Source organism: Agrobacterium sp. CCNWLW32, assembly GCF_037083425.1.
GTDB classification, from domain to species: Bacteria; Pseudomonadota; Alphaproteobacteria; order Rhizobiales; family Rhizobiaceae; genus Agrobacterium; species Agrobacterium radiobacter.
Window position 1 is genome coordinate 375512 of sequence record NZ_JBAOJM010000003.1, and the last position, 26159, is coordinate 401670.

Genomic DNA, 26159 nt, shown 5'->3' on the forward strand with positions numbered 1-26159 from the left:
GACATCATGGGCCTCGCGTGGGAATGATGTCTTTTTGATACCCGCAACGGATTGCAGCGGGATTACGCGATGCAAAACGCCGCGGACATGGCGATCCGCGGCGTTTTGTTTTCAATCTTGCGGACTTTTTCCGCAGAAACTTAGTTGAAGTAGCTCTGCAGCGGCTTCACTTCCAGATTGCCGGCCTTCAGCGCCTTGATGGCGAGGGCTGCGGCTTCCGCACCGGCCATCGTGGTGTAGTAGGGCACCTTCTGCATCAGCGTTGCGCGGCGCAGCGACTTCGAGTCGGAGATCGCCTTGTTGCTGTCGGTGGTGTTGATGACGAGCTGGACCTGACGGTTACGGATGGCGTCCTCAATATGCGGACGACCTTCCTGCACCTTATTGATCTTTTCGGCATTGATGCCCTGTTCAGCAAGGAAACGCTGGGTGCCGCCGGTTGCGAGAACCTTGAAGCCGCTTTCCACCAGAATGCGGATGGCCGGCAGAACGCCTTCCTTGTCGTCGTCACGCACGGAAACGAAGACCGTGCCGGAGCGGGGCAGATCGACGCCGGCGCCGAGCTGACTCTTGGCGAAGGCCAGCGCGAAATCCGTGTCGAGGCCGATGACTTCACCGGTCGAACGCATTTCCGGTCCGAGCAGAATGTCGACGCCGGGGAAGCGCGCGAACGGGAATACGGCTTCCTTGACGGCGATGTGCTTCAGGTTGCGCGGATCCGGCTTCTTGCCATAAGCGGCAATCGCCGCATCGAGCTTCTCACCGGCCATGACGCGGGCGGCGATCTTGGCGATCGGCGCGCCGATGGTCTTGGCGACGAAAGGCACGGTACGCGAGGCGCGCGGGTTGACTTCGAGAACGTAGATGGTGCCATCCTTGATGGCATATTGAACGTTCATCAGGCCGCCGACGTTGAGCGCCTTGGCAAGAGCCGTCGTCTGGCGTTCCAGTTCGTCGAGCGTTTCCTTGCTCAGCGAACGCGAAGGCAGCGAGCAGGCCGAGTCGCCCGAGTGGATGCCGGCTTCTTCGATATGTTCCATGATGCCCGAAACGAAGACGTTTTCGCCGTCGCACAGCGCATCGACGTCCACTTCGACGGCGTTGGTCAGGTAGCTGTCGAACAGAAGCGGGTTCTTGCCGAGCAGGGTGTTGATCTGGCCGGTCTTGTCGTTCGGGTAACGCTGCTTGATGTCCTCAGGCACGAGACCCGGAACCGTATCGAGCAGGTAGGTCTGCAGCTGGCCTTCCGAATGGATGATCTGCATGGCGCGGCCACCCAGAACGTAGGACGGACGCACGACCAGCGGGAAGCCGATTTCGGAGGCGACGAGGCGTGCCTGCTCGACCGAATAGGCAATACCATTGTTTGGCTGGGCGAGATCGAGCTTCATCAGCAGCTTCTGGAAGCGGTCGCGGTCTTCGGCAAGATCGATCATGTCAGGCGCGGTGCCGAGGATCGGGATACCGTTCTTTTCCAGCGCTTCGGCCAGCTTCAGCGGGGTCTGGCCACCGAACTGCACGATGACGCCGACCAGTTCACCCTTTTCCTGCTCGGCGCGCATGATCTCGATTACGTCTTCGGCCGTCAGCGGCTCGAAATAGAGACGGTCGGAGGTGTCGTAGTCGGTGGAAACCGTTTCCGGGTTGCAGTTGATCATGATCGCTTCGAAGCCGGCATCCTTCAGCGCGAAGGCGGCATGGCAGCAGCAATAATCGAACTCGATGCCCTGGCCGATACGGTTCGGGCCACCGCCGAGGATGACGACCTTCTTGCGGTCGGAAACCTGCGCTTCAGAGCGGGCAGCACCGACGAAGGGAATTTCATAGGTCGAATACATATAGGCGGTGGGCGAAGCGAACTCGGCCGCGCAGGTATCGATGCGCTTGAAGACCGGACGGACGTTGAGGCTGTTGCGCAGCTCCGCCACTTCCTTCGGGCGCTTGTCCGTCAGAATTGCGAGACGGGCGTCGGAAAAGCCCATGGCCTTCAGCATGCGCAGGTTCTCGGCGTCCTGCGGCAGGCCCTGCTCGCGAATACGGGCTTCCATATCCACGATTGCCTTGAACTGGGCGATGAACCAGGGGTCGATCTTCGAGTTTTCGTGAACTTCTTCCGCTGTCATGCCCATGCGCAGCGCCTGTGCGACCATGCGCAGGCGATCCGGCGTTGGCGTGCCGATGGCGGCGCGGATAGCGTTCTTGGAGCCTTCGCCTTCCTCAAAGCCGGGGATTTCGATTTCATCGAGACCGGTGAGGCCGGTTTCCATGCCGCGCAGCGCCTTCTGCAGCGATTCTGCGAAGGTGCGGCCGATGGCCATGACTTCACCGACGGACTTCATGGCCGTGGTGAGGATCGGCGAGGCGCCCGGGAACTTCTCGAAGGCGAAACGCGGGATCTTGGTGACGACGTAGTCGATCGACGGTTCGAACGAGGCAGGCGTCGCGCCGCCGGTGATATCGTTTTCCAGCTCGTCGAGCGTATAGCCGATGGCGAGCTTGGCGGCGATCTTGGCGATCGGGAAGCCGGTTGCCTTGGAGGCGAGAGCGGACGAGCGCGAAACGCGCGGGTTCATTTCGATGACGACGAGGCGGCCGTCTTTCGGGTTGACGGCGAACTGCACGTTCGAGCCGCCGGTTTCCACGCCGATCTCACGCAGCACCGCAATCGAGGCGTTGCGCATGATCTGGTATTCCTTGTCGGTCAGCGTCAGCGCTGGCGCAACGGTGATGGAATCGCCGGTGTGGACGCCCATCGGATCGATGTTTTCGATGGAGCAGATGATGATGCAATTGTCCGCGGTGTCGCGGACCACTTCCATCTCATATTCCTTCCAGCCGAGAACCGATTCTTCGACCAGCACCTCGGTGGTCGGCGAAGCGTCGAGGCCGCCGGAGACGATGTCGAAGAATTCGGAGCGGTTATAGGCAATGCCGCCGCCGGTGCCGCCGAGCGTGAAGGATGGGCGGATGATGGCGGGCAGGCCGACATGGTCGATCGCCTGGGCGGCGATTGCGATCGCATGCGCCATGTAACGCTGCTTGCGGTCGGTCTCGCCAAGGTTCCACTGGTTTTCCAGATCGTCCAGCGCCTTGTCCAGTTCCGCACCGGAAAGCTTCGCCTTGAGTTCGGCGCGGGCAGCTTCGTGCTTCTTGCGGTCGGCGTCCTTGATTTCAGTGGCGTTGGCCAGCATGGACTTCGGCGTTTCGAGGCCGATGCGAGCCATGGCCTCGCGGAAGAGGGCGCGGTCTTCGGCCATGTCGATGGCTTCGGGCTTCGCGCCGATCATTTCCACATTGTAGCGGTCGAGAACGCCCATGCGCTTGAGAGAAAGCGCGGTGTTGAGCGCGGTCTGGCCGCCCATGGTCGGCAGAAGCGCGTCCGGGCGCTCCTTGGCGATGATCTTGGCGACAACTTCAGGCGTGATCGGCTCAACGTAAGTGGCGTCGGCAAGGCCGGGGTCGGTCATGATGGTGGCCGGGTTGGAGTTGACCAGAATGACCCGGTAACCTTCTTCCTTCAGCGCCTTGCAGGCCTGCGTGCCGGAATAGTCGAATTCACATGCCTGACCGATGACGATCGGTCCTGCGCCAATGATGAGGATGGACTTGATATCTTGGCGCTTCGGCATGGCTCTCTCGTTCCGCGTTTTGGTTGCGCAAAACACCAGCCAGGGTGAAAGATCACCGGCCGGGGCGCGCAATTCAAAGTTTTCAGGCTAGAAGCGGCTTATAGGCAAATGTTTTTGAGAACGGAACCCCATAAATTCCGGAATCGACAGAAACTCTTAACGGGCTGGGGCAAGGGCCGCAAAACGGGCCTGCACCGCTGCATTATAAGAGCGGCTGACGGGGATTTCCGAACCGTCCCTTGTCATGAGAAGCAGACGGCCCGCCTGTTTACGCAGCGCGACGACATCGGCATCGGCGATCCAGTGCGACCGGTGTACCTGCAAGCCCTGCGTCTCGCCAATCTCTTTCAGAGCATCGGCAAAACGCAGCAGAACGAGCTGACGCCCGCGCGTGGTGACGATCTGCGTATAATGGTCCTGCACCGAAAGCCGCAGCAATTCTCCGCGCTTTTGCGGTGGCAGCCGCTCCAGCAGCGGCGCGACGCCTTTCACCTCACGCTTGGTATCATCGTCTGTGTCCGTAACGGCGTTGGCCGTTGTTTCGAGCGACTGGCCGGTGGTGAGATAACTCAGCAGGCAGAAGATGGCACAGAGAGGCAGGGCCGACAGGCTGCTTTCTAAAAAGGGGCCGAAACCCATTTCCTTACCTGAAAATACCCGGTTCGTGACGGTGAGCATGAGCCCGATCGGCAGGGTGGCCGTCAGCGAACCGATCATCATGCGCGTCAGCATGTTTTCGATGCTGCCGGCAAGGGTGCTGTTGGCGATGATGGAAAAGGATATGGCGAATGTCCAGGCGACGGCCTGTATGATTGTCCAGTAAAGCAACCGGTCGGCGAAACTCATGGTTTCGCTCGTGCCGAAAGGCCCGGTCACGATGAAGATCGCCAGCACGGCGAGAAATGTCAGCCACAGCCTGCGCGATTGCAGGACGGCGTGCATTTCACGAAGCGTGGATTGCAGATACGGGTGATCCACGAAGTTTTCCTGCGGTTGGCGTCAATCCGTTTTTCTTGAGCGCATGTTTTGCCGAAATTGCCGGTGATTTCAACCGAGCCGAAACAGCAACCATGTCATTCCAGCCATTGTTAGACGCACCGCTCGCCGTGCAATTCCATGTCGCCACCGTCGTGCCCGCAGCCATTCTCGGCGCCTTCATCTTCCTGCGCCGCAAGGGAACCGCCATCCACCGGCTGCTCGGCAAGATCTGGGTGATGCTGATGGTCACGACTTCCGTTTCGACGTTCTTCATCCATGAATTGAGGGTGTTTTACGGTTTCAGCCCGATCCATCTGCTCTCGGCCTTCACCCTCTATGGCTGTCTGCAATCGGTCTATTTCGCCCGGCGCGGCGATATCAGACGCCATATGCGCATCATGCAGAGCGTTTATCTCGGCGGCATCGTTGTTGCCGGAGGTTTCACCTTCGTTCCCGGTCGCCTCATGCATGAGGTTGCTTTTGGTGATGGCAAAGCCGGTTTTGCGGCCCTTTCCGCCGGCGCTCTCGTGTTTGCCTTCCTGTTTCTGACCGTATTGAAACAAAGACGCAGAGCCGCTTGAGAGACTCCGTTCGCCGCCTCTGCTTTCTTCCGGAACAAGATGTATTATAGTGCCGTTATATGGCAGCTTGTTAAGGCGGTATCCGCCGGGAGAATAGCATGGAATGGAGAGGGCGCCGCCAGTCGGACAATATCGAGGATCGGCGTGGCATGTCGGCGGGATCGGGGCCAGGCGGTAACGATCCTTTTTCCCGTGGCGGAATGCGCGTGCCGATCGGGCGTCGCGGTGGCGGCATCGGTATCGGCGGCATTGTAGTCATCCTGCTGATCAGCTGGGTGCTTGGCATCAACCCGCTGACGCTGCTTACGGGTGGCGACATCTCGATGGACGGCGGTGGCACGACGCAACAATCCGGCACCCAGCAATCCGGCACACGCCCGCAGGGCGAATCGTCGGACGAGACGACGGCTTTCGTGCGCACCGTGCTGGCTGAGACGGAAGATACCTGGAGCGGCATCTTCCAGTCCGCCGGGGAGACCTATCAGAAACCGACGCTGGTTCTGTTCTCCGGGCAGGTGTCATCCGCCTGTGGTTATGCCTCTGCCGCCAGCGGCCCGTTCTATTGCCCGGGTGACCGCAAGGTCTATCTCGACACCAGTTTCTTCAATGAACTGGACAAGCGTTTCGGTGCGGCCGGCGATTTCGCACAGGCTTACGTGATTGCACATGAGGTGGGCCACCACATCCAGAACCTGACCGGCGTTCTGCCGGAATTCAACCGCCGCCGCCAGTCCATGAGCCAGGTGGACGCGAACAAGATGTCGGTGCGAGTCGAGCTTCAGGCTGATTGTTATGCCGGCATCTGGGGCAAGTTTACCGAACAGAAGGGCATTCTCGAAACCGGCGACCTCGAGGAAGCGCTTAATGCCGCCCACCAGATTGGCGACGATACGCTGCAGAAGCAGACTCAAGGCTATGTTGTGCCTGACAGTTTCAACCACGGCACCTCGGCACAGCGCGCGGAATGGTTCAAGCGCGGTTTCCAGAGCGGCCGTGTCGAGGATTGCGATACGTTCTCGGCGAATATCTAAGGAGAGGGGGCTTTTCAGCCCCCTTTTCATTCAACGCATCAAAAGCGCTACGGCATACATGCCGAGGGCGAAGATGGTATGGGCCACGAGGTTGAGGACGCGAACCTTCGTGGGGTTCGGCGTTTTCGATGCGGCCCAGCCAATGCCGAGACCCGGCTGCAGCAGGAACCAGCCCGCGCCCACCGTTATGATGCCGATGATCCACGGCTCAATGAAGGACGGGTTTGCAAACCACGCGGCCGGGACCACCAGCGCAAGAATGATGCCATAGAGAATGCCGACGGCGTAATGCGAAATCCAGCCGAGCGCGAGCTCATGCTCGTAAGGTGCCGCCGTGGCGATGCTGTCGTGAAATATCCTGCCCTTCGGCACATGCCAGAACCAGCGGCCGACCGGCGCCCAGTTGGGGGCGGACTGGCCAAAAAACCGGTGCAGTATGATTGCCCATATGTCCATAAACACGGTACCGCCAATGCCCATGGCAATGCCGCGCCAAATCAAATCCAGCATAGATCCCTCCGCAAATCATGATCGATCAAGCTCTAGCGGATCGGGCCGGTAGAGAGAACCGGGTATCGTTCGCGCGGCAAATAAAAATGGCCGGATCGCTCCGGCCATGAAAGAGGTTGAAACCTCTCCTCCGTCATGCCGGTCCCCGGAACAAGCCCGAGGATGATCCGGCATCCAGCCACGGCGCGTCTGCGCCGTGGGGAATGAGTCTTTCGCGATCAAGGACTTGATCGCGCTGGACCCCGGATCAAGTCCGGGGTGACGGCGTTTGTATGCTTTGCCTCCGCCAAACGATCAGGCGGTTCCTTAAGCAGCACGCCCATATTCCGCCTGCCGCCGCGTGGCCGTGGCGAGCTGGAACTGTGCGAGTAGATCGTTAAGCGCCGCCGCTTCGGACGCCAGCCCATGACTTGCCGCCGTCTGTTCCTCGACCATCGCGGCATTCTGCTGCGTGCCCTGATCGATGGTGTTGATGGCGGTGTTGATTTCCTGAAGCCCGGTCGACTGCTCGCGCGACGAGGTCACGATGGCGTCGATATGACGGTTGATCTCCTGCACTTCGCGGACGATGGTTTCCAGCGCCTTGCCGGCATTGCCGACGAGATCGACGCCGGACTGCACCTGCGATGTCGAGGCGTTGATCAGCGTCTTGATTTCCTTCGCGGCATTGGCGGAGCGCTGGGCAAGCTCGCGCACTTCCTGTGCGACGACGGCAAAACCCTTGCCCGCCTCACCGGCGCGGGCGGCTTCCACACCGGCATTCAGCGCCAGCAGGTTGGTCTGGAAGGCGATCTCGTCGATCACACCGATGATGTTGCTGATCTCCGACGATGACTTTTCAATGCCTTCCATGGCGCGCACGGCATCTTCCACGATGACGCCTGATTGTTCGGCATTGTTGCGGGCGCGATCGACCAGACGGCCGACTTCTTCCGCACGGTGGGCGGAATCCTTCACCGTCGTGGTGATTTCCTCAAGCGCCGCCGCCGTTTCTTCCACGGAGGCTGCCTGCTGTTCGGTGCGCCGTGCGAGATCATCCGCCGACTGGCGGATTTCTCCGGCGCCGGCGTCGATGGCGCGGGCATTCTGGCCGACGGTGCTGAGCGCCGCGTTCAGCTTGGCGACGGAATTGTTGAAATCGTCGCGCAGGCGGTCGATGCGGGTCACGAAGGGCGTGTCGATGCGATAGTTGAGATCGCCGTTCGAAAGATGAGCCAGTCCCTTGGCAAGCGAATCGACCGCGAACTGGATGTCCGCCGCGTCTTTTGCCGCCAGTCTCTCGCGGTCGCTGCGTTCTTGTTCGGAAAGCGTGCGGTTCTGCTCGGCATCGCCTTCGAGGCGCAGACGTTCCATGGCGTTCGACCGGAACACGGCAACCGCTGCCGCCATCGAGCCGATCTGGTCGGTGCGCTCCTGACCGGGAATGGCGACATCGAGATTGCCGGCTGCAAGGCCTTCCATGGCCGAGGTCATCTGCGTGACGGGGCGGACGATGAAGCGTGAAAGGACGGTTGCGAGAAGTCCGATCATGATCGTGGCTGCGAGGATCGTGGCGATGGTTGCCGCCAACCGGAACTGGCCGATTGCGCTGTAGGCAACATCGGAATCGACGACGAAACCGAGATACCAGTCAACCGAGGGCAGGCCGGCGACCGGAATGAAGCTGGTGATCTTGCCCTTGCCGTCGATCTCGGTCTGGGAAATGGCGGAGGAAATAGCCGGTGTGTCGACCTTGAAGAGGTCGGCCAGCGGCTTGTCGACGAATTTCGGATCGGGATGGATGAGGATCTTGCCATCCTTGCTGACGAGGAAAGCGTATCCATCCGTGCCGGCATCCACCGACTTGATCATCTTCACCAGCGAATCCAGCGAGAAGTCACTGCCCGTCACGCCGGCAAGCTTGCCATCGATGGAAACGGGAATGGCGGCGGTGATGATGAGGCCGCCGGTCGATGCATCATTATAGGGTTCGGTCAGGACGGTCTTACCGGCTTTCACCGCATCCAGATACCACGGGCGTTTGCGAGGATCATAACCCTCAGGCAGTGGTGTTTTCGGGAAGGTGGTGAAGCTGCCGGTGTCGGCATTGCCGAAATAGGTCGACATGAACTGGGCGGTGAGAACGTCGTTTTCCAGAAACCGCAGCTTGGCCTCGTCATCAGGCAGCTTGGCGAGCGTCTTTGCCACCGTTTCGGTCAGCATGATGCGGCCATTCAGCCAGTTGGCGATGCTTTGCGCGGCCTGCTTGCCGGAAGAATCGATATTCTCCGCCACCGCTTCCGTCGTGACCCGGTGCTGAAGACTGTCGATGTAGAAAGAGAAACCGGCAAAGGCGGCGACGACAAGTGACGACGCCGCAACGAGAATGCGCGTCATGAGATTGGTTTTCTTGGGCAAGCTACACGTCCTTGAAACCGGGTGAACCCGTTCGGTTCATCTTGGAAAATGGTGGGAAAGACATGCCTCAAAGGCGGGAATATTCTGCGTCATGCAGCTTGTGGTTTAGAAGAACTACGCGATATTCTAATAAGTAAAGCGAAATGGTAAAATTCAGCTAAATTTGTCTTATGTCAGTCGGGCTCGGCCGCGGCGCGCCAGATTGCCGTTTTGCGTAAATTTTGATCATCGATCTGCAAAGGTTGCGTGCAGGAAGGGAATATTTTATTCATCACCATGCTGCCGTTGCGCAATTCGCGGGCAACGGCCAAGGTTCAGGTGAATTACAATGTCTTCGTCGGTTGTTGCAGGAACCGTTCCGTCCGGATCGGGGTCGTGGTTTTCGCATTTCAAGGCTACGCTTGTGCTGGGAATTCCGCTCATCGGCGCTCAGCTCGCGCAGCTTGGCATCCACACCACTGACATGATCATCGTCGGCCAGCTTGGCGCCGAAAAACTGGCGGCGATGGTGCTGGCCGGGCAGTTCTTCTTTGTCGTCTTCATTTTCGGCTCTGGTTTTTCCGTCGCCGTGGTGCCGATGGTGGCGCAGGCCTACGGGCAGGGTGATGCGACGGCGGCCCGTCGCTCACTTCGCATGGGCATGTGGGTGGCGATTGCCTACTGGCTGCTTGCCCTGCCGATCTTCTTTAATGCGGAGCGCATTCTCGTTTCGCTTGGGCAGAACCCCAATGTTGCGGCGCTGACTGGGCATTATCTCGCCATCGCCAAGTTCGGCCTCCTGCCGGCGCTGTTGTTTTACGTGCTGCGCAGTCTCGTCAGCGCCATCGGGCGTGCGGGCATCATTCTTTATGTCACCATCATCATGCTCGTGATGAACGGCGTGCTGGCCTATATGCTGGTATTCGGCCATTTCGGATTGCCGGCGATGGGCATGAATGGTGCGGCTGTCGTTGCCGTCATCGTCAATGCCTTCAGCTTCATTTTCATCGTCGCCTATGTGCAGACGCGCGAGGAAACGAGGAAATACGAGCTGTTCGTGCGCTTCTGGCGGCCGGACTGGCACGCGCTTTTTGAAGTGCTGCGGCTTGGTCTGCCGATCAGCATCACCATTCTCGCCGAAGTGACGCTGTTTGCCGCCGCCTCGATCCTGATGGGGCAAATCGGCACCGTGCAGCTTGCGGCGCATGGCATTGCCCTGCAGCTTGCTTCCATCGCCTTCATGATCCCGCTCGGCCTGTCGCAGGCGGCGACCGTGCGGGTGGGCATCGCCCGCGGTCAGGGCGATTTCAAGAATCTCATCCGCGCCGCCATCATGATTTATGCGATCGCCTGCGGTATTGCGATTTGCGGTGGCATCCTGTTTGCGGCCGTGCCGGAATTTCTGGCGAAGTGGTTCCTGGATGCGAAATTGCCCGAGGCGGCGGAAGTGCTTGCCTATGCCAGCAGCCTCGTGGTGATCGCCGGTATCTTCCAGCTGGTCGACGGCATTCAGGCTGTGACGGCAGGTCTGCTGCGCGGATTGAAGGATGCGCGCATTCCGGCGATGCTGGCGCTGATTTCCTATTGGCCGATCGGGTTGGCGCTTGCCTGGATCATGGCTTTTCCGCTCGGCTTTGGCGGACGCGGCGTCTGGTTCGGTTTCGTGATCGGCCTTTCAACGGCGGCTGTTCTGCTCACCATTCGCTTCGTGCTTCTGGTGAAGCGTGAAATGCAAACGGCCCGCTGAAAAGCGGGCCGCATAATCTTTCCTGATCTCCGGAGGTATCAGCGCTCGGCGAGCGCTGCCTCACCCTTGTTCTCGCGCAGCAGGTTGACGAAGCGGCGGAAGAGGTAATGGCTGTCCTGCGGGCCGGGCGATGCTTCCGGATGGTGCTGGACGGAAAAGACCGGCTTGCCGACGATGCGCAGGCCGCAATTGGTGCCGTCGAACAGCGAGATATGGGTCTCTTCGACGCCTTCGGGCAGCGACTTGGTATCGACCGCAAAGCCGTGGTTCATGGAGACGATTTCCACCTTGCCTGTCGTGAAGTCCTTGACCGGATGGTTCGCGCCGTGGTGGCCCTGATGCATCTTTTCGGTCTTGGCGCCGACGGCGAGGCCGAGCATCTGGTGACCAAGGCAGATGCCGAAGATCGGCAGATCGCTTTTGATGAGGTTCTGGATAACAGGCACGGCATATTCGCCCGTCGCGGCCGGGTCTCCCGGGCCGTTGGACAGGAACACGCCATCCGGCTTCAGCGCCAGGATGTCTTCGGCCGAAGTCTGGGCTGGAACGACGGTGACTTTGCAATCCAAACCGGCAAAGAGGCGCAGGATGTTGCGCTTGACGCCGAAATCGACGCAGACGACGTGATACTTGGCATCGGCTTCACCGAGCGTGCCGTAACCCTTGTTCCAGACCCAGGGGGTTTCAGTCCAGGTGGAGGACTGGCCGGAGGTCGCTTCGATGGCGAGATCGAGACCAACGAGGCCGCTCCACGCCTTGGCTTCCGCCTTCAGCGCTTCGATGTCGAAGACACCGTTCGGGTCATGGGCGATGACCGCGTTCGGCGCGCCGTTTTCGCGAATCCATGCCGTCAGCGCGCGCGTGTCGATGCCGCAAAGGCCGATGACGCCGCGGGCCTTCAGCCAGGCATCCAGATGCTTGGCGGCGCGGAAGTTCGAGGGATCGGTGATGTCGGCCTTGAAGATGACGCCGACAGCGCCGCGGCGGGCGGCAGGCGTCAGGTCTTCAATGTCTTCCTCATTGGTGCCGACATTGCCGATATGCGGGAAGGTGAAGGTGACGATCTGGCCGAGATAGGAAGGGTCGGTGAGGATTTCCTCGTAACCCGTGAGCGCCGTGTTGAAGCAGACTTCGGCCTGAACCTTGCCGGTTGCGCCGATGCCTGTTCCCTCGATCACTGTGCCATCGGCAAGAACAAGCATTGCGGTCGGTTTGCGGGTAGTCCAGGGCGCTGTCTCGGTCATCTCGTTCCGTTTCTGCCGCTTCGCACCCCGCCTCTTGAAAGGCAGGGGGTAAGGGGCCATTTTTGTCGCAGGCTTCGTGACATAAAGGGGCGCGCGATAAAGCTCGCGTTCCGACCCTTCGTTAAAATCTCGTGCAGGTGCCGGAAAATAACGAAAGCAGCCCAAGCGGTCAACCGCAGGTCCAAGATTTACGCGGATTTAAGCTGTCGTAGATTCAAGGGCTTATGCAATTGATTTGCTTGAGCGTGTTTGCTCGTTTATGTCGTTGCGAAAAATAAGGCGGAAAGTTTGCCGATCAGGAAGCTGCGGAACGGGCTTTCCCAAGGAGAAGAAAAATGCTGCGCGACGTGTTCGCTAATACTTTGAAAGATGCACTGAAGGCTCGTGACGCCCGACGTACATCGACCGTGCGTCTCATCCAGACGGCCATCAAGGATCGCGATATCGCCAATCGCGGCGTGGGCAAGGACCCCGTCAGCGATGAAGATATCATGCAGATCCTGACCAAGATGGTAAAGCAGCGGGAAGAATCCGCCACCATCTATGAAGGTGCCGGCCGTCCCGAGCTTGCCGCTCAGGAGCGCGAGGAAATCGTCATCATCAAGGAATTCATGCCGGAAGAAATCCCGGCCGAGAAGGTGCGCGAACTCTGCCAGGCCGTCATCACGGAGACCGGCGCTTCCGGTCTGCGCGACATGGGCAAGTGCATGAATGCGCTGAAAGAGCGTTATCCGGGCCAGATCGACTTCGCGAAAGCCTCCGGCGTCGTCAAGGACTTGCTGAAGTAAAATCGGCAATGCCGAAAAAAGTAAAGGCAGGGCAGATGTGGGCTGCCCTGCCTTTTTTCTGTCGACGAAAACGCATTCCGGCGGATCAGAATGCTCTCAAGCGCAGGCGTTTTTTCGGGGGACGTGCCTGCGGGCGTCGGCAGATTTCTGCGAAAATTCATCGCTCTGTCTGTAAGTATGTTTTTACATCGCGGCTGCGTGGCACTCAAATTACAAAAACATAATTTTTGGTGAGGTTGCGGCGCCACAAATTTGCCCGAAGCAGGCGCAAAGGGCGTTGCCACGCTTAGCCCTGCCGCTTTTTCTGCTCATGCACATAGTGGCGCAGGACGGCATTCATGCGGGTCTGATAACCTTTCCCGGTGGCCTTGAAGAAATCCACGACATCCTGATCGACGCGAATGGAAATTGACTGTTTGGGAGTAGGGAAAACCACTTCGGCCTTCGACCAGTCGATATCCTCAAAGCCGGCCCAGTCGGGATCGTCGCGCGTGGCGCGGTCGATATCCTCGTCGGTCAGGGCATCGACGCGCGCCCAGTCGGTCGCGCTCTTCTCGCCGCGAGCGCGCTTAGCGTGAATTTCTTCCAGGGTAGTTCGCGTAATAGAGTTGTTGCTCATTTTTTCGCGCCGCGCGCGCCGATATGATCCGACATGTCTCGCCCCGCATCGTGTAAACGACAGCTATAAGGCGCCCCGTGAACGGACAAATAGCGCGTATGCGAACCTCTCCATTTTGGTCAGAAGGTACTTCGATATGAGGCTCGAACAGTGCCTCGACTGCGTCCTCGAAATCGATGCCATGCTTCTGAATGTTATTTCGCCGCTTGTTTTCATCCCATTCAAAGGAGATGAAATCCTTCATCACGATTTCCATGCGCTGCCTACACCTGATGTCAGTTCATAGGCACTCATGCACCGAGTATGTATATACACTCGTATATTCTTCTGTATATACACCGATGTCAATTCCGCCTGTGAATAGTGGGTATTGTTTATCTCTCCATTTTGTATTGCGGCTGTTATGCGCTTATATGAAAGACTGGCCTCGAACAGGTAACCCATGCGCTTTTCCAATTCTTTCCTCGATGAGATACGCGACCGCGTGCACATCTCCGATGTGATCGGCCGACGTGTGTCCTGGGACAAGAAGAAGACCAACACGTCGCGTGGGGATTATTGGGCCTGCTGCCCGTTCCATGGCGAGAAAAGCCCGAGCTTTCACTGCGAGGACCGTAAGGGCCGCTACCATTGCTTTGGCTGTGGTGTTTCGGGCGACCATTTCCGTTTTTTGACGGAGCTTGAGGGGCTGAGTTTTCCGGAGGCCGTGCAGCAGATCGCCGATATGGCCGGCATTTCCATGCCGCAGCCCGATCCGCAGGCGGAAAAGCGCGAGCGCGAGCGGACCTCGCTTCAGGACGTCATGGAAATGGCGACGCTGTTCTTTCAGGACCAGCTGCAGACGGCGCTTGGCGCGCGGGCGCGGGCTTACCTGCGCGATCGCGGGTTGACCGGGCGCACCATCGAGACCTTTCGGCTCGGTTATGCGCCGGATAGCCGTAATGCGCTGAAAGAGCATCTGGCGAGCAAGGGCGTGTCGAAGGAACAGATGGAGGCCTGCGGGCTGGTGGTGCATGAGAACGTACCGGTCTCCTATGACCGGTTTCGCGATCGCATCATGTTCCCGATCCTGTCCTCGCGGGAAAAGGTGATCGCCTTTGGCGGTCGCGCGATGGCTTCGGATGCCGTGGCGAAATATCTGAACTCCAACGAGACTGAACTCTTTCACAAGGGCAATGTTCTCTACAATTTCGCCCGCGCCCGGCGTGCGTCGCAGGCGGCAGGCGGTTCTGTCATTGCCGTCGAAGGTTATATGGACGTCATCGCGCTTTATCAGGCGGGTGTCGAAAATGCCGTCGCGCCGCTCGGCACGGCGCTGACGGAAAGCCAGCTCGATCTCCTCTGGAAAATGTCGCCACAGCCGATCCTCTGCTTTGATGGTGACGGTGCCGGCATTCGCGCCGCCAACCGTGCCGCCGATCTCGCTTTGCCGCATATCAAGCCGGATCGCTCCGTCAGCTTTGCGCTTTTGCCCGATGGCAAGGATCCGGACGATCTCGTGCGGCTGGAGGGGCGCGCGCCTTTTGACCGGGTATTGTCCGAGGCCAAGCCGCTTGCGGCGATGATCTGGAGCCGCGAGACGTCAGGCGTCGCCTTTGATACGCCGGAAAAACGCGCCCAGCTCGAAAGCCGGCTGCGGCAGATTGTTGCCGTGATCGGCGACGAGGCCGTGCGGCGGTTTTACCAGCAGGATATGCGTGACAGGCTGAATGGCTTTTTCCAGCCACGTTTTCAGCAGGGCGGGACACAGAACGGCAATTTCCGCCGCAATGGCGCGCAGCCGACGGGACGTGGCTTCCAGCGCAATGCGCCAGGGCGTGGCGGGGCGATGGCAGCACCAACCAGCAGCATTTCCGATCGCCTGGCGCAATCGGGCCTTGTCAGGGGCTATCAAACCAAGCCTTCGCTCCGGGAAAGCGTTCTCGCCATCACCATCGTCAACCATCCCGAACTGCTGCTCGAGGAATATGACGAGATCGCCGCCATCGATTACGAGAACCGCGATCTGCAGCGCCTGTGGTCGACGGTGCTGACCTATGCGGCGGAAAGTGCTGCGGAGATTTCGCGAGCAGGGCTGATCGAGCGGCTGTCGCAGCACGAGTTCGAGGTGCTTTTGAAAGCCATGGACCAGCAGGTACGCAATGCCCGCCTGTGGACCGCGACTGAACAGGCGGCGATGGAGGATGCGCGTGAAGGTTACGTGCAGGCGCTTTCCCTCCACAAACGGACAAAATCCCTGCTCTGGCAGAAACGCGAGCTGGAGCGGGAAATAGCCGAAGCGACGGATGATGAGCGCGGCACACTTCTGGTGCGCGCTCTGGCCGAGGTCCAGCTGGAAATCGGCCGCATGGAAAACCAGGAAGCGATCATCGATGGTTTCGGGGTCATGTCCGGCCGGGTGAAGGGGCCGGCTGTTGGCCATGGCTGATGATGGTCGGCAGAATTGAAAGGTGTTTGGGGTTGCCTTTTGCGGCAAGCGTCCTAAATAGGGGATAGTTTGGTGATAACCCGCAAAATGCGGCTCTTTTTAAGAATTTCCGTGTCTGTCTCGCCCGCAAAGGCTTGACGGGGCGGGAAATAGCGGGAATCACCATTTCAGGAAAAGTAAGGTGGAATGAGCCTTGGCGGATAGAAATTGCATGAGCAAGCATTTCCGGGTGCACTGTCTTTGCATTCTGCCTGAGGCTGCCGTGGTTAATCGGCAATTAAAGATCACTCCGTTAGGTGTCTGACAGTGATTCGCGGCAAACCGCTGGATGCTCAAGGGGCGGACGGCGATGCGGCGGAACAGGTGTTAGCGTCAGGGAAAGCGACGAGATAGATGGCAACCAAAGTCAAAGAAAACGAAGAAGCAGAAAACGAACGCGACGGTGCGACGGACGGCCCGCTTCTCGACCTTTCGGATGACGCGGTCAAGAAAATGATCAAGGCCGCCAAGAAGCGCGGCTATGTGACGATGGACGAGCTGAATTCCGTCCTGCCGTCCGAAGAGGTGACTTCCGAGCAGATCGAAGACACGATGGCGATGCTGTCCGACATGGGCATCAATGTCATCGAGGACGAGGATGCCGAAGAGGCAACCGCGAGCGACGACGACAACGATTCCGATGGCGAAGAGTCCGAAGGTGGCGAACTCGCCCCCTCCGGCGGCACCGCGCTTGCGACCGCGAAGAAGAAAGAACCGACCGACCGTACCGATGACCCGGTGCGCATGTATCTGCGCGAAATGGGTTCCGTCGAGCTTCTGTCGCGCGAGGGCGAAATCGCCATCGCCAAGCGTATCGAGGCCGGCCGCGAAACGATGATTTCGGGCCTTTGCGAAAGCCCGCTGACGTTCCAGGCGCTGATCATCTGGCGCGACGAACTGAATGAGGGCACGACGCTTCTGCGCGAGATCATCGATCTCGAAACGACCTATTCCGGTCCGGAAGCCAAGGCGGCTCCCCAGTTCCAGAGCCCGGAAAAGATCGAGGCTGACCGCAAGGCCGCCGAAGAGAAGGAAAAGACCCGCAAGCTGCGTGCGCCGACCGGTGACGAAGATGTGACTGATGTGGGCGGCGATGGCCTTCCGCCGGAAGAGGAAGAAGAGGACGACGACGAGTCCAATCTTTCGCTTGCCGCGATGGAAGCCGAACTGCGTCCGCAGGTCATGGAAACGCTCGACACCATTGCCGATACCTACAAGAAGCTGCGCAAGCTTCAGGATCAGCAGGTCGAGGCGCGTCTTGCCTGCACCGGTACGCTGTCTTCCGGCCAGGAGCGTCGTTACAAGGAACTGAAGGATCAGCTGATCACGGCCGTCAAGTCGCTGTCGCTGAACCAGAACCGTATCGACAGCCTTGTCGAGCAGCTCTACGACATTTCCAAGCGCCTGATGCAGAACGAAGGCCGTCTGCTGCGCCTTGCCGAATCCTACGGCGTCAAGCGCGACAGCTTCCTCGAGCAGTATCACGGTGCGGAACTTGATCCGAACTGGATGAAGTCGATCGCCAATCTGGCCGCCCGCGGCTGGAAGGAATTCGCGCGCGAGGAAAGCAACACGATCCGGGAAATCCGTCAGGAAATCCAGAACCTCTCCACGGAAACCGGCATTTCCATCGCCGAATTCCGCCGCATCGTTTCGATGGTGCAGAAGGGTGAGCGCGAAGCGCGTATCGCCAAGAAGGAGATGGTTGAGGCCAACCTGCGTCTCGTGATCTCGATTGCGAAGAAATACACTAACCGTGGTCTTCAGTTCCTCGATCTCATTCAGGAAGGCAATATCGGCCTGATGAAGGCGGTCGACAAATTCGAATATCGCCGCGGTTACAAGTTCTCGACCTATGCGACATGGTGGATCAGGCAGGCGATCACCCGCTCGATCGCGGACCAGGCGCGCACCATCCGTATTCCGGTGCACATGATCGAGACGATCAACAAGATCGTTCGTACCTCGCGCCAGATGCTGCACGAGATCGGCCGCGAGCCGACCCCGGAGGAACTGGCCGAGAAGCTGGCCATGCCGCTTGAGAAGGTGCGCAAGGTTCTGAAGATCGCCAAGGAGCCGATCTCGCTCGAAACCCCCGTGGGTGACGAAGAGGATTCGCATCTCGGTGACTTCATCGAGGACAAGAATGCGCTGCTGCCGATCGACGCCGCCATTCAGGCGAACCTGCGCGAAACGACGACCCGCGTATTGGCCTCGCTGACGCCGCGTGAAGAACGTGTTCTGCGCATGCGCTTCGGCATTGGCATGAACACCGACCATACGCTGGAAGAAGTCGGCCAGCAGTTCTCGGTTACCCGCGAACGTATCCGTCAGATCGAAGCGAAGGCGCTGCGCAAGCTGAAGCATCCGAGCCGCTCCAGAAAGCTCCGCAGCTTCCTCGACAGCTAAGCTTTTGCTTCCTTTAAAATTGAACCCGGTCAGTCACCTCTGGCCGGGTTTTTTGTTTCCCGCACTGGCGAACTCTGCGACAAGCCTTATGTGTGAAAACAGGCATTCCGCTTTTATTGGAAATGCTCCGGTTCGATTTGGTTCGATGAGATGCAACAGGTTTCGGCAGGCAGATGGCGGTGGAAGGGATGGGCTGTGCCCGTCTCCGTTCTCCTGCATCTTGCCGTCGTTGCGATCTTCCTTTTCGAACTGCCCGAGCGGATAGTCGAACCGCAGGAGCCGGAGAGCATCAGCGTCGATCTGGTGCCGCCGCCCGAGGAGAAAAAGGCGGAAGAGGCGCCGCCACCGGGTGAAGAGAAGGCGAAAGAGGAAAAGCCGCAACCTCCGCCACCACCGCCGGCCCCACCGGCGGAAGAGGCAAAACCTTTGCCGCAGCCGCAGGCGACGTTGCCGGCCATCGCCATGAGGCCTGAGGAAATGCAGGCGGATCGCGAGGACAAGCCGGGAAAGGCGGAAGAAGCGGAAAAGACCGAGCCTTCCGAGGAGCCCGCAAGCCAGCCTGAAAAGGCGGCCGAGGAAAAGCCCGCGCCGCCCGCCGCCAACCGCGATCTTCAGGCTTCCGCCGCGCAGGGGGAAATCGCGGTTTCACCTATCAAGGAAGAATCGCAGCCGGATCAGCCGCCAGTGCCGCAGGCAAAGCCGGTTGAGGAAAAGCCTGCGGAGGTGGCGGAAGAGAAGCCCGCGAAACTTCCGGCGGCCAAAAGCTTATTGTCGTCTGCTGTGTTAACTCCAGCGCAGCGACGGCAGATTTTTGGCGATCTACCGCCCCGTCGTCGCATCGTGCAACTTTGTCAGGCGGAAGCATTGGCCCAAATAAGAGAGGTTTATACGGCCACCCGAGGCATGTACGGCTTTTCCGACACCGGTGGACGCATATCCGGCAATCTACTTGACGCTACCGGAGGTGCATTCAACGTCGGCGACGTCTGGCGCGATGTCACGTTTCAATGTGAGGTGGATGTCGAGAATTACGCGGTGACGGCCTTCAGATTTAAAATAGGTGATGTCATTACGGCGGCTGAAGCAAAGAAACGAGGTTTCACGGGGCGGTAGCAGACCATTTGTCCCTCGCGAGGGTAAGTGAAACAAAGGTTCCATTCGTCGATTCCATCCCTTCTCCCTCATTCCTGTGCTTGTCACAGGAATCCAGCCGGCGCGCGTCCGCGCGGCGAAGAACGTCCTTTCAGCCCAAGGACTTGGGCTGGCTGGATCTCTGTGACAAGCACAGAGATGAGGGAGGGAAGTGCGCTGCAAAACGGCCTCCCTATACACCAGCCGGGAAGCATCGTGTCGTACTCCATGTGGCTGCAAGGGGTGCGTGCTTAGAGAGCTATCTCACACCCGCTCCGTATCACCCACCAGTAGCCCAATGCCCGCCATCAGCGCATCCTCATCATAGGGCTTGCGGATAACCGGCACATTGCCGAATTCATCCGGCACCATGCTGCCATCCGCATAGCCGGTGGCGAAGAGGAACGGGACGCCGCGGCGGTGAAGTTCTCTCGCGACCGGGATCGAGGTGTCTGAGCCGAGATTGATGTCGAGAATGGCCACGTCAGGCACATAGCTCTTCAGCTTTTCAATCGCCATTGCCGACGAGGTTGCCGTTTCTATGGTCTTGATGCCGTTATCCTCCAGCATGTTCTCGACATCCATGGCGATCAGCATCTGATCTTCAACGAGTAATACTTTCAACGGCTCCTCCCGGTTATAGCGTCTGGGCTGTGGTGCGGTTTCATCCTCGGTTTGCGCGCTGGATGCGACCGTCGCCGATGAGACGTGACGGGCGGGCAGGAAAATTTCCGCCTCCAGCCCATCAGGCAAATAGCGCATCGTGCTGCGCCCGCCGAGATCGTAGGGGATGCTGCGGCTGATGAGCGCCGTGCCAAAACCGGCGCGCGACGGGGTAGGCAGTTTGGTGGGCAGGATTTCGCGCCACCCAATCTCGCAATCGCGGTTTTCGCTGATCTGCCAGCGCACATGCAATTGCCCGCCATTTTGCGAAAGCGCGCCGTATTTGGCGGCATTCGTCGCCAGTTCGTGCAGAACCAGCGCCATCACGGAGAAAGCGCGTGAATCGAGCGTGACCTGAGGCCCCTCAAGTTTCACCGTCGTTTCCGGCGAGCGATGGGGCGACAATTCGGCGTCCAGAAGATCGCGAAGCGCGCCGCCGCCTTCACCGCGTATGATCTGGTCATGAGCAAAGGACAGAGCCTGAATGCGGCCCTTCAGCGCGGTGACATATTCCTGCAGGGTCTTGCCCTCCTGCGAGGGATTGCCGACCAGCGATTTGATGATGGCCAGAACATTCTTGACGCGGTGGTTGAGTTCCTCGTTCAGCATGCGCTGGCGCACTTCGGCGCGTTCCCTTTCGCCAGCCATCAGCTCGCTGTGATGGAATGCGACCTCGACCAGCGCAATTCTGGCGGCTTCGGCGATTTCCCGGTCGGCTTCCGACCAGGGCTGCGCCTGCAGACGCACCGTCTCTTTCCAGATCGCAAAGCTTTTGCGCGGCGTGAGACGATCCCCCATCGGGCCGGTCTCATAGGATTTTTCCGGATTGCCGGCCCAGTTCAGGTTCTGCACGATCTCCTTGCGGAAAAACAGGAGATAGTCGTTCTTTACCTGCGAGAGTGGAATGGCGAGCATTCCGGCCGCGGTGCCGGCGTAGATTTCCGCTTCCGGTATCGCCTGCGACAGCGCATGGGTCGCCCAGACCTTGCCTTCGGAAGCCGAGGCGACGAAACGCGCCAGCCTTGGAATGGCGTCATGCGGCGGCGTTGCGCCATGGCAGTGCCAGTTGTTTCCCACCCACAGGCCAACGCCGTCACACGGCATCAGATCGGCAAAATCCTGGAAACTGTCGATCAGCAGTTCTTCAATATTGGCGTGATGCGCGGCAAGCCGAAGAAAGCGGTCGAGCGCGGCATGGGCGTGGTTGACGGTATCGAGCCTGCGCTTCTGTTTCAGGACCTGCAGATGCATGGAGAAAAATTCCCCGAACATTTCGGCGGCGATCCGGACCGGCATGGTCAGCACGCGCGGGGAATAGTGATGACAGGCGATGAGGCCCCACAGGGCCCCGTCGACAATCACCGAAATGGACATGGAAGCGCCGACACCCATGTTGCGGAGATATTCGCAATGGATGGGCGAGACGCTGCGCAGATGCGCGAAGGACAGATCGAGCGGCTCGCCGGAGGCATCGACGGCCGGCAGGACAGGAACGCGGGCGCCGCTGGCATCGGAGATGATGCGCAGCGTATTCTTGAGATAAAGCGCACGGGCCTGCTGCGGGATGTCGCTGGCGGGGAAATATTGCCCGAGAAAGCTTTCCAGTTCCGGCTGCTTCGCCTCCGACACGACCTTGCCGGCGCCATCTTCCTCGAAACGGTAGATCATCACCCGGTCGTAACCGAGCGTCGCCTTTACCAGCCGCGTCGTTCTGGAAATCAGGCTTTCAACGCTGTCCGCCTCGCGGATGCGGTCCACCATCTTGCGCGCCGTGCCGAGCGGCTGCGTTTCGCTGCCGGAGGGCTCGAATTCGATGATCGTGGTGGACTTGTAGCGGTGAAGCGAAATATCGAAGCTGCGGCCGTCGCTCATTTCCATGGCCGGCAGCATGGCGGGACGCGTGGTTCTGCCGGTGACGGTCAGCGCATTGCGAAGATCGTGGACGAGTTTTTTACCGAGCACGTCCTCGGCGGTTTTGCCATTGATATCGCCGTCAATGCCCAGCAGTTCGCGGCAGTTTTCGGAATGCCGCACCACCATGCGCATGGCGTTATCGCAGGCGATGAGACAGCCATGCGGTTGAATATAGCCTGGGATGTGGATGGGTTCGCGGTCGCAATTGGTCAGGTCGACTTGATAGTCACTGGGTGCCATGAATCAGTCTTTCGCACCCTGTGTCTGTCTGTGCCGAAGATAATCTGGTTGTCGTGAGATGGGAAAGCCTGAATAGTCCATTCTGATAGTGCCAACCCTTCCCCGATTTTTGCAACTGTGACGCCGGTTTTCCGTTGTGCTTTTATGAGCCGCCGTCATGCGATTGTCGTATCCGTGATGTCATCGGATACAATTTGACATGTTGCAACGTTGGCAGCGTCGATTTTGTTCCAAGTTATTTGAAGGAAAAATTGTGCCGCAGAAGAAGATGATCGTCCCCACCCATGGACAGGGCCTTTACGAGTTCACATCCGAGGCCAGGGCATTCGTCAATCATGCCGGGGTGGAGGAAGGCCTGCTGACAATCTTCGTTAGGCACACATCCTGCTCGCTGCTTATTCAGGAAAATGCCGATCCCGATGTGCGGCGTGATCTCATGGTGTTTTTCTCCCGGCTCGTGCCGCCTTCCGATGATCCTTCCATGCGATGGATCATCCACACGCTGGAAGGCCCCGACGATATGCCCGCCCATATCAAATCGGCGCTGACCACGGTTTCCATCGGTGTGCCGATCAGCGACGGCAGGCTTGTGCTCGGCACCTGGCAGGGCCTTTATCTTTTCGAACATCGCGACCAGCCGCATCGGCGGGAAATCGTGCTGCATATCTCGCCGTGATGTCTGGATCCGGATTGATGTATTGCGCGTTAACCTCTCTGAACGCCTGCTGAACATTCGGTTCTGCTGATATTCAGACGGGCGGGTCTAGGGTCTCGTCAATCGCCGGGGGATGTTCCCCTGTCGGCAAAGAAACAAACGGAGTGAAGTTCATGTTCAGCACCTTTGCAAAAGCCGGCCTGGCTACCCTCATAGCCCTCGGTGGAATTTCCTTTACGGCGCCAGCGGCTTCCGCAGGCTCGGATGTCCAGTTCAGAGTTCAGGTTCAGGACGGCTATGGTCATCGTCCCGGCTGGGGCCGTCCGGACCGCCCGCGCCGCGGCTGCTCGGTTTCGCTTGCGGAAGAAAAGGCAAGCCGCATGGGTCTTCGCCGCGCCCGCGTGGTTGATGTATCGCCGCGCCGGGTCGTGGTGGCAGGCTTTGACCGTCGCGGCCGTGATCGTATCGTTTTCGCCAATGAGCGCGGTTGCCCGGTGATCCGGCGCTAACAGCGGCCAGTCTTATCGATCTGCTGATATCCCCGTCGGGCAGAACGATTAAAAAATGCCCCTCGCTTGTCCGGAAAGGCAGGCGAGGGGCATTTCGTTTTGCATCATGCCAATGGCTGAATTCAGGATGGAGGAGGAGCGGCACAGGAGTGCCGCCCGCCGCCGATCTTACTGCTCGAGAGCGAAGGTGACGTTGACCACCACGCTGTAGCTGTTCTCACCCGACGCGATCGGCACGCTGTCGGCTTCCTTCATCATCGAAGCACGCATCACGCCCGCCGGTACCGGCATCGGGCGCTGCGAGTTTTCGCTGATCTGAATGACACGGCCAAGCTTCACGCCCGCCGCTTCCGTCAGCGTCTTCGCCTTGGCCAGCGCATCGGCGACGGCCTGCTTGCGGGCCTCGGTCACCGTCGCTTCGGGCTTGTCATTGGTGAAGGTGATGTCGCCGCCCTGGTTGATGCCGAGCTTGACGGAGGTATCGAGGATCGTGCCGAGCTTCTTCAGGTCGCGCACCCGCACGGTCAGGCCGTTGGATACCTGATAGCCGGTGATCTCGGGCGCAACATAGACGCCGTCCTTGGGTTCATAGTGCTTGTAGAGCGGCTGCACGGAGAAATTGCTGGTCTGCAGGTCGCGGTCTTCAATGGCGGCCTCTTTCAGCGCTTTCAGAACGTCGGCGAGCGCCTTGGAATTTTCGGTAAGAGCCGCAGCCGCAGTCTCCGCCTGCTTGACGACGCTGAAGGACAGGATCGCCATATCAGGGGCAATGGCCGCCTGGCCTTCACCGGAAACACTGATGGTGGCTTCGCGCGGGGAAGCCTCCTGCGCAGACACCTGGGCGGCGAGCGGCATCATGGCAGCTGCGGTCATTGCGGTGAGTGCGAAAAGGCGGGCCGTTTTTGTCTTCATGGTGTTTCCTCGTTGATTGAGTCCCTTTGAAGGGTATTGCCTTAGATTGTGTAGCTAATACGGCGGCGCTGTTTTGGGAAAGCATCAATGGCTTGTCGGGCTCAAAAAATTACGTTAGAGCGTGACCACCGGATTCGAACCATTGCGAAGCCGGTGTTTCGGATCGGTTTTCCGAAAGGGCCTGTAGCTCAATGGTTAGAGCCGGCGGCTCATAACCGCTTGGTTGGGAGTTCGAGTCTCTCCGGGCCCACCATTTTTCTCATATTTTAGACAAAATAGCGAGATTCCAGGCAGCGGATCCCTATTTTATCGATCATCGCCCTCTTCTGGATTTTTTGTTCCATCCAACAAAAATCCGACCAGCCGGTTAGGCTGATCGGATCATCTAGATTGAGTTTTCAGCTATCGGGTCAGTTACAAACCCGCATACTCTCCGTATGCCAGCCGCCGTCATAAGAATTGGGAACGCGGCGGTCTTCGAACCAGCAGCGCGGCGGGGGCGGCGGTGGCGGTTCGTAGTAGCGGGGGCCGCCGTTGCCGTTGGCGATGGCGCCGCCGATCAGGCCGCCGATGACGCCTGCGGCGAGGCCGCCGGCAATCGCTGCGCCATCATTGTGGCGGCGATGTTCGCGGTAGGGCGGCGGAGGTGGGCCGCCACGGTCATAACCCCGGTCGTAGCGCGGGCGATAGGGATAGTCCTGCGCGGCAGCGGTGCCATAGGATGCAAAAATGCTGCCGGTGGCGACCAGCGCGGCAATAGTGGAAAGAATTATCTTTTTCATCGGGGGCTACTCCATAAGCCTGCTTCGGGAGATAGAGGCTCATTATGCCCGGATGATGGCACGGGACGGGTGAACGGCCTGTGAATATCTCATTTTCAAGCGGTTCATATTTTCCTGATTTCCGACTGCAGGATCGCGGAAGATGCACGCTTTCCGCAATAAAAAAGCCCGGCGGACGGCCGGGCTTCTTGTCGAAATCCTTCGGTCGCGATCAGAACTTCACGCCGAGACCCACTTTCACAGTGTGCTGGTCGACATCGGTGTTGATACCGAAGATGTCCTTGTCGCTATAGTCGTTGTATCGATATTCCAGCCTGCCGAACACGTTGTCGGTGAAGGCATAGTCCAGACCCGCGCCGACGGTATAGCCGTTGAACGTGGTGCTGTCCTTGCCGGCTCCGGGCGTTTCGATGAAGCCGCGTGTCGCGGTCCAGCCAGCGGTGGCATAGAGCAGGGCGTGGTCGAAGGCATAGCCGACGCGGCCGCGAACGGAACCCTGCCAGTCGGTACCGATCTGCACGCCGGCATAGTCATTGTCGTTCCAGTTATAATCGACATCACCTTCGATGCCGAGCACCAGATTATTGTCGAACTGGTAATTGTAACCAACGAAGGCGCCGAGAATGCCGCCATCGAAATTATCCGAGGCGACCGGGCCGCCGGCCGAAAAATCGCCATTTGCCCAGCCCGCGCCGCCTTGAATACCAAGATAGGGGCCAGACCAGGTGAAGACCGGCAGGGTTTCCTGCGCGACCGGAGGTGCGGGCGTTTCGTAGACGGCATCCGCGGCCATTGCGGTGCTGGCCGACAGGGCCAGGAGTGACGTTACGATCAGCGTTTTCATCGGTTTTCTCCCTGAGCTGACTGACATCCATAGCATAGATTAGCTGCTTTTAATATGGGGCGGGGTTCGGCGGTTCCAAGAGGCGCTCGTGTCCTCCCGGCCTTGCTGCCGCCTTTGCCCCGGTTCGCGG

At 59.2% G+C, this 26159-nt stretch carries 20 protein-coding genes and 1 tRNA gene; 10 read left to right on the forward strand and 11 right to left on the reverse strand.

Annotated elements, in window-relative coordinates:
* Positions 1 to 140: 140 nt before the first annotated feature.
* Both carB and V6R85_RS09155 read right to left on the reverse strand, forming a co-directional pair.
* A complete protein-coding gene (carB, locus tag V6R85_RS09150) occupies positions 141 to 3629 on the reverse strand; it encodes a carbamoyl-phosphate synthase large subunit (RefSeq protein WP_111834773.1) in 3489 nt (1162 codons plus the stop codon).
* A 156-nt stretch (positions 3630 to 3785) separates the two neighbouring features.
* The gene (locus tag V6R85_RS09155; protein WP_162695562.1) at positions 3786 to 4607 is read right to left on the reverse strand and encodes a LytTR family transcriptional regulator DNA-binding domain-containing protein; all 822 of its coding nucleotides are present in this window, start codon (positions 4605 to 4607) and stop codon (positions 3786 to 3788) included.
* 92 nt (positions 4608 to 4699) lie between these two features.
* Here V6R85_RS09155 and V6R85_RS09160 point away from each other — a divergent pair, with 92 nt between their 5' ends.
* Both V6R85_RS09160 and ypfJ read left to right on the forward strand, forming a co-directional pair.
* On the forward strand, positions 4700 to 5188 hold the full coding sequence (locus V6R85_RS09160; protein WP_060725259.1) for a DUF2306 domain-containing protein: 489 nt from the start codon (positions 4700 to 4702) through the stop codon (positions 5186 to 5188).
* Positions 5189 to 5286: 98 nt separating this feature from the next.
* A complete protein-coding gene (gene ypfJ, locus V6R85_RS09165) occupies positions 5287 to 6219 on the forward strand; it encodes a KPN_02809 family neutral zinc metallopeptidase (RefSeq protein WP_004430442.1) in 933 nt (310 codons plus the stop codon).
* Between the two features lie 30 nt (positions 6220 to 6249).
* Here the strand turns inward: ypfJ and V6R85_RS09170 are convergent, their stop codons facing one another.
* Complete coding sequence (locus tag V6R85_RS09170) at positions 6250 to 6729, reverse strand: DUF2938 domain-containing protein (protein WP_020808734.1); 480 nt, start codon at positions 6727 to 6729, stop codon at positions 6250 to 6252.
* Between the two features lie 306 nt (positions 6730 to 7035).
* On the reverse strand, positions 7036 to 9126 hold the full coding sequence (gene mcpU / locus V6R85_RS09175) for a methyl-accepting chemotaxis protein McpU (protein WP_111834719.1): 2091 nt from the start codon (positions 9124 to 9126) through the stop codon (positions 7036 to 7038).
* Positions 9127 to 9454: 328 nt separating this feature from the next.
* Between mcpU and V6R85_RS09180 the strand changes: the two genes are divergently transcribed.
* A complete protein-coding gene (locus tag V6R85_RS09180) occupies positions 9455 to 10852 on the forward strand; it encodes an MATE family efflux transporter (RefSeq protein ID WP_020808732.1) in 1398 nt (465 codons plus the stop codon).
* A 38-nt stretch (positions 10853 to 10890) separates the two neighbouring features.
* Here the strand turns inward: V6R85_RS09180 and carA are convergent, their stop codons facing one another.
* Entirely contained in the window at positions 10891 to 12096 is a 1206-nt protein-coding gene (carA, locus tag V6R85_RS09185; RefSeq protein WP_004430447.1) for a glutamine-hydrolyzing carbamoyl-phosphate synthase small subunit, read from the reverse strand.
* Between the two features lie 335 nt (positions 12097 to 12431).
* Between carA and V6R85_RS09190 the strand changes: the two genes are divergently transcribed.
* The gene (locus V6R85_RS09190; protein WP_004430448.1) at positions 12432 to 12884 is read left to right on the forward strand and encodes a GatB/YqeY domain-containing protein; all 453 of its coding nucleotides are present in this window, start codon (positions 12432 to 12434) and stop codon (positions 12882 to 12884) included.
* A gap of 286 nt (positions 12885 to 13170) precedes the next feature.
* Here the strand turns inward: V6R85_RS09190 and V6R85_RS09195 are convergent, their stop codons facing one another.
* Positions 13171 to 13503: a BrnA antitoxin family protein gene (locus V6R85_RS09195; protein ID WP_099086038.1), complete on the reverse strand. Its 333-nt coding sequence runs from the start codon at positions 13501 to 13503 to the stop codon at positions 13171 to 13173.
* On the reverse strand, positions 13454 to 13747 hold the full coding sequence (locus V6R85_RS09200) for a BrnT family toxin (RefSeq protein ID WP_087744634.1): 294 nt from the start codon (positions 13745 to 13747) through the stop codon (positions 13454 to 13456). Before V6R85_RS09200 ends, V6R85_RS09195 begins: the two co-directional genes overlap by 50 nt.
* A gap of 198 nt (positions 13748 to 13945) precedes the next feature.
* On the opposite strand from V6R85_RS09200, the gene dnaG reads away from it, so the two are divergent.
* The 3 genes from dnaG (at position 13946) to V6R85_RS09215 (ending at position 19492) form a co-directional block, all read left to right on the forward strand.
* Positions 13946 to 15931 (forward strand): DNA primase, encoded by a 1986-nt coding sequence (dnaG, locus tag V6R85_RS09205; protein WP_087744632.1) that lies wholly within the window; start codon positions 13946 to 13948, stop codon positions 15929 to 15931.
* 393 nt (positions 15932 to 16324) lie between these two features.
* Positions 16325 to 18379, forward strand: coding sequence for an RNA polymerase sigma factor RpoD (gene rpoD / locus V6R85_RS09210; protein ID WP_060727426.1), 2055 nt, complete (start codon positions 16325 to 16327; stop codon positions 18377 to 18379).
* Between the two features lie 195 nt (positions 18380 to 18574).
* Positions 18575 to 19492: a DUF930 domain-containing protein gene (locus tag V6R85_RS09215; RefSeq protein WP_060725258.1), complete on the forward strand. Its 918-nt coding sequence runs from the start codon at positions 18575 to 18577 to the stop codon at positions 19490 to 19492.
* A gap of 282 nt (positions 19493 to 19774) precedes the next feature.
* Here the strand turns inward: V6R85_RS09215 and V6R85_RS09220 are convergent, their stop codons facing one another.
* Positions 19775 to 22327 (reverse strand): HWE histidine kinase domain-containing protein, encoded by a 2553-nt coding sequence (locus V6R85_RS09220; protein ID WP_111834720.1) that lies wholly within the window; start codon positions 22325 to 22327, stop codon positions 19775 to 19777.
* A gap of 253 nt (positions 22328 to 22580) precedes the next feature.
* Between V6R85_RS09220 and V6R85_RS09225 the strand changes: the two genes are divergently transcribed.
* Together V6R85_RS09225 and V6R85_RS09230 are read left to right on the forward strand one after the other, a co-directional pair.
* Positions 22581 to 23003, forward strand: coding sequence for a secondary thiamine-phosphate synthase enzyme YjbQ (locus V6R85_RS09225; RefSeq protein ID WP_060725123.1), 423 nt, complete (start codon positions 22581 to 22583; stop codon positions 23001 to 23003).
* A gap of 152 nt (positions 23004 to 23155) precedes the next feature.
* Positions 23156 to 23491, forward strand: a complete 336-nt coding sequence (locus tag V6R85_RS09230) for a hypothetical protein (protein WP_004430463.1) — start codon at positions 23156 to 23158, stop codon at positions 23489 to 23491.
* A gap of 168 nt (positions 23492 to 23659) precedes the next feature.
* Here V6R85_RS09230 and V6R85_RS09235 read toward each other — a convergent pair whose 3' ends face one another.
* Entirely contained in the window at positions 23660 to 24403 is a 744-nt protein-coding gene (locus V6R85_RS09235) for an SIMPL domain-containing protein (RefSeq protein WP_004430464.1), read from the reverse strand.
* Positions 24404 to 24580: 177 nt separating this feature from the next.
* Between V6R85_RS09235 and V6R85_RS09240 the strand changes: the two genes are divergently transcribed.
* Positions 24581 to 24656 (forward strand) — tRNA-Ile (locus V6R85_RS09240).
* A 157-nt stretch (positions 24657 to 24813) separates the two neighbouring features.
* Here the strand turns inward: V6R85_RS09240 and V6R85_RS09245 are convergent.
* On the reverse strand, positions 24814 to 25185 hold the full coding sequence (locus tag V6R85_RS09245) for a hypothetical protein (RefSeq protein WP_004430631.1): 372 nt from the start codon (positions 25183 to 25185) through the stop codon (positions 24814 to 24816).
* Between the two features lie 211 nt (positions 25186 to 25396).
* Positions 25397 to 26029, reverse strand: coding sequence for an outer membrane protein (locus V6R85_RS09250; protein WP_004430633.1), 633 nt, complete (start codon positions 26027 to 26029; stop codon positions 25397 to 25399).
* Positions 26030 to 26159 lie beyond the last annotated feature (130 nt).

Bases quoted from the DNA above. Each gene is read 5' to 3' on its own strand.
- carA (WP_004430447.1), bottom strand. From the start codon at position 12,096: ATGACCGAGACAGCGCCCTGGACTACCCGCAAACCGACCGCAATGCTT.
- V6R85_RS09170 (WP_020808734.1), bottom strand. From the start codon at position 6,729: ATGCTGGATTTGATTTGGCGCGGCATTGCCATGGGCATTGGCGGTACC.
- V6R85_RS09250 (WP_004430633.1), bottom strand. From the start codon at position 26,029: ATGAAAACGCTGATCGTAACGTCACTCCTGGCCCTGTCGGCCAGCACC.
- V6R85_RS09160 (WP_060725259.1), top strand. From the start codon at position 4,700: ATGTCATTCCAGCCATTGTTAGACGCACCGCTCGCCGTGCAATTCCAT.
- V6R85_RS09245 (WP_004430631.1), bottom strand. From the start codon at position 25,185: ATGAAAAAGATAATTCTTTCCACTATTGCCGCGCTGGTCGCCACCGGC.
- V6R85_RS09235 (WP_004430464.1), bottom strand. From the start codon at position 24,403: ATGAAGACAAAAACGGCCCGCCTTTTCGCACTCACCGCAATGACCGCA.
- V6R85_RS09190 (WP_004430448.1), top strand. From the start codon at position 12,432: ATGCTGCGCGACGTGTTCGCTAATACTTTGAAAGATGCACTGAAGGCT.
- ypfJ (WP_004430442.1), top strand. From the start codon at position 5,287: ATGGAATGGAGAGGGCGCCGCCAGTCGGACAATATCGAGGATCGGCGT.
- V6R85_RS09195 (WP_099086038.1), bottom strand. From the start codon at position 13,503: ATGAGCAACAACTCTATTACGCGAACTACCCTGGAAGAAATTCACGCT.
- carB (WP_111834773.1), bottom strand. From the start codon at position 3,629: ATGCCGAAGCGCCAAGATATCAAGTCCATCCTCATCATTGGCGCAGGA.
- rpoD (WP_060727426.1), top strand. From the start codon at position 16,325: ATGGCAACCAAAGTCAAAGAAAACGAAGAAGCAGAAAACGAACGCGAC.
- V6R85_RS09200 (WP_087744634.1), bottom strand. From the start codon at position 13,747: ATGAAGGATTTCATCTCCTTTGAATGGGATGAAAACAAGCGGCGAAAT.
- V6R85_RS09230 (WP_004430463.1), top strand. From the start codon at position 23,156: ATGTTCAGCACCTTTGCAAAAGCCGGCCTGGCTACCCTCATAGCCCTC.
- dnaG (WP_087744632.1), top strand. From the start codon at position 13,946: ATGCGCTTTTCCAATTCTTTCCTCGATGAGATACGCGACCGCGTGCAC.
- V6R85_RS09220 (WP_111834720.1), bottom strand. From the start codon at position 22,327: ATGGCACCCAGTGACTATCAAGTCGACCTGACCAATTGCGACCGCGAA.
- V6R85_RS09180 (WP_020808732.1), top strand. From the start codon at position 9,455: ATGTCTTCGTCGGTTGTTGCAGGAACCGTTCCGTCCGGATCGGGGTCG.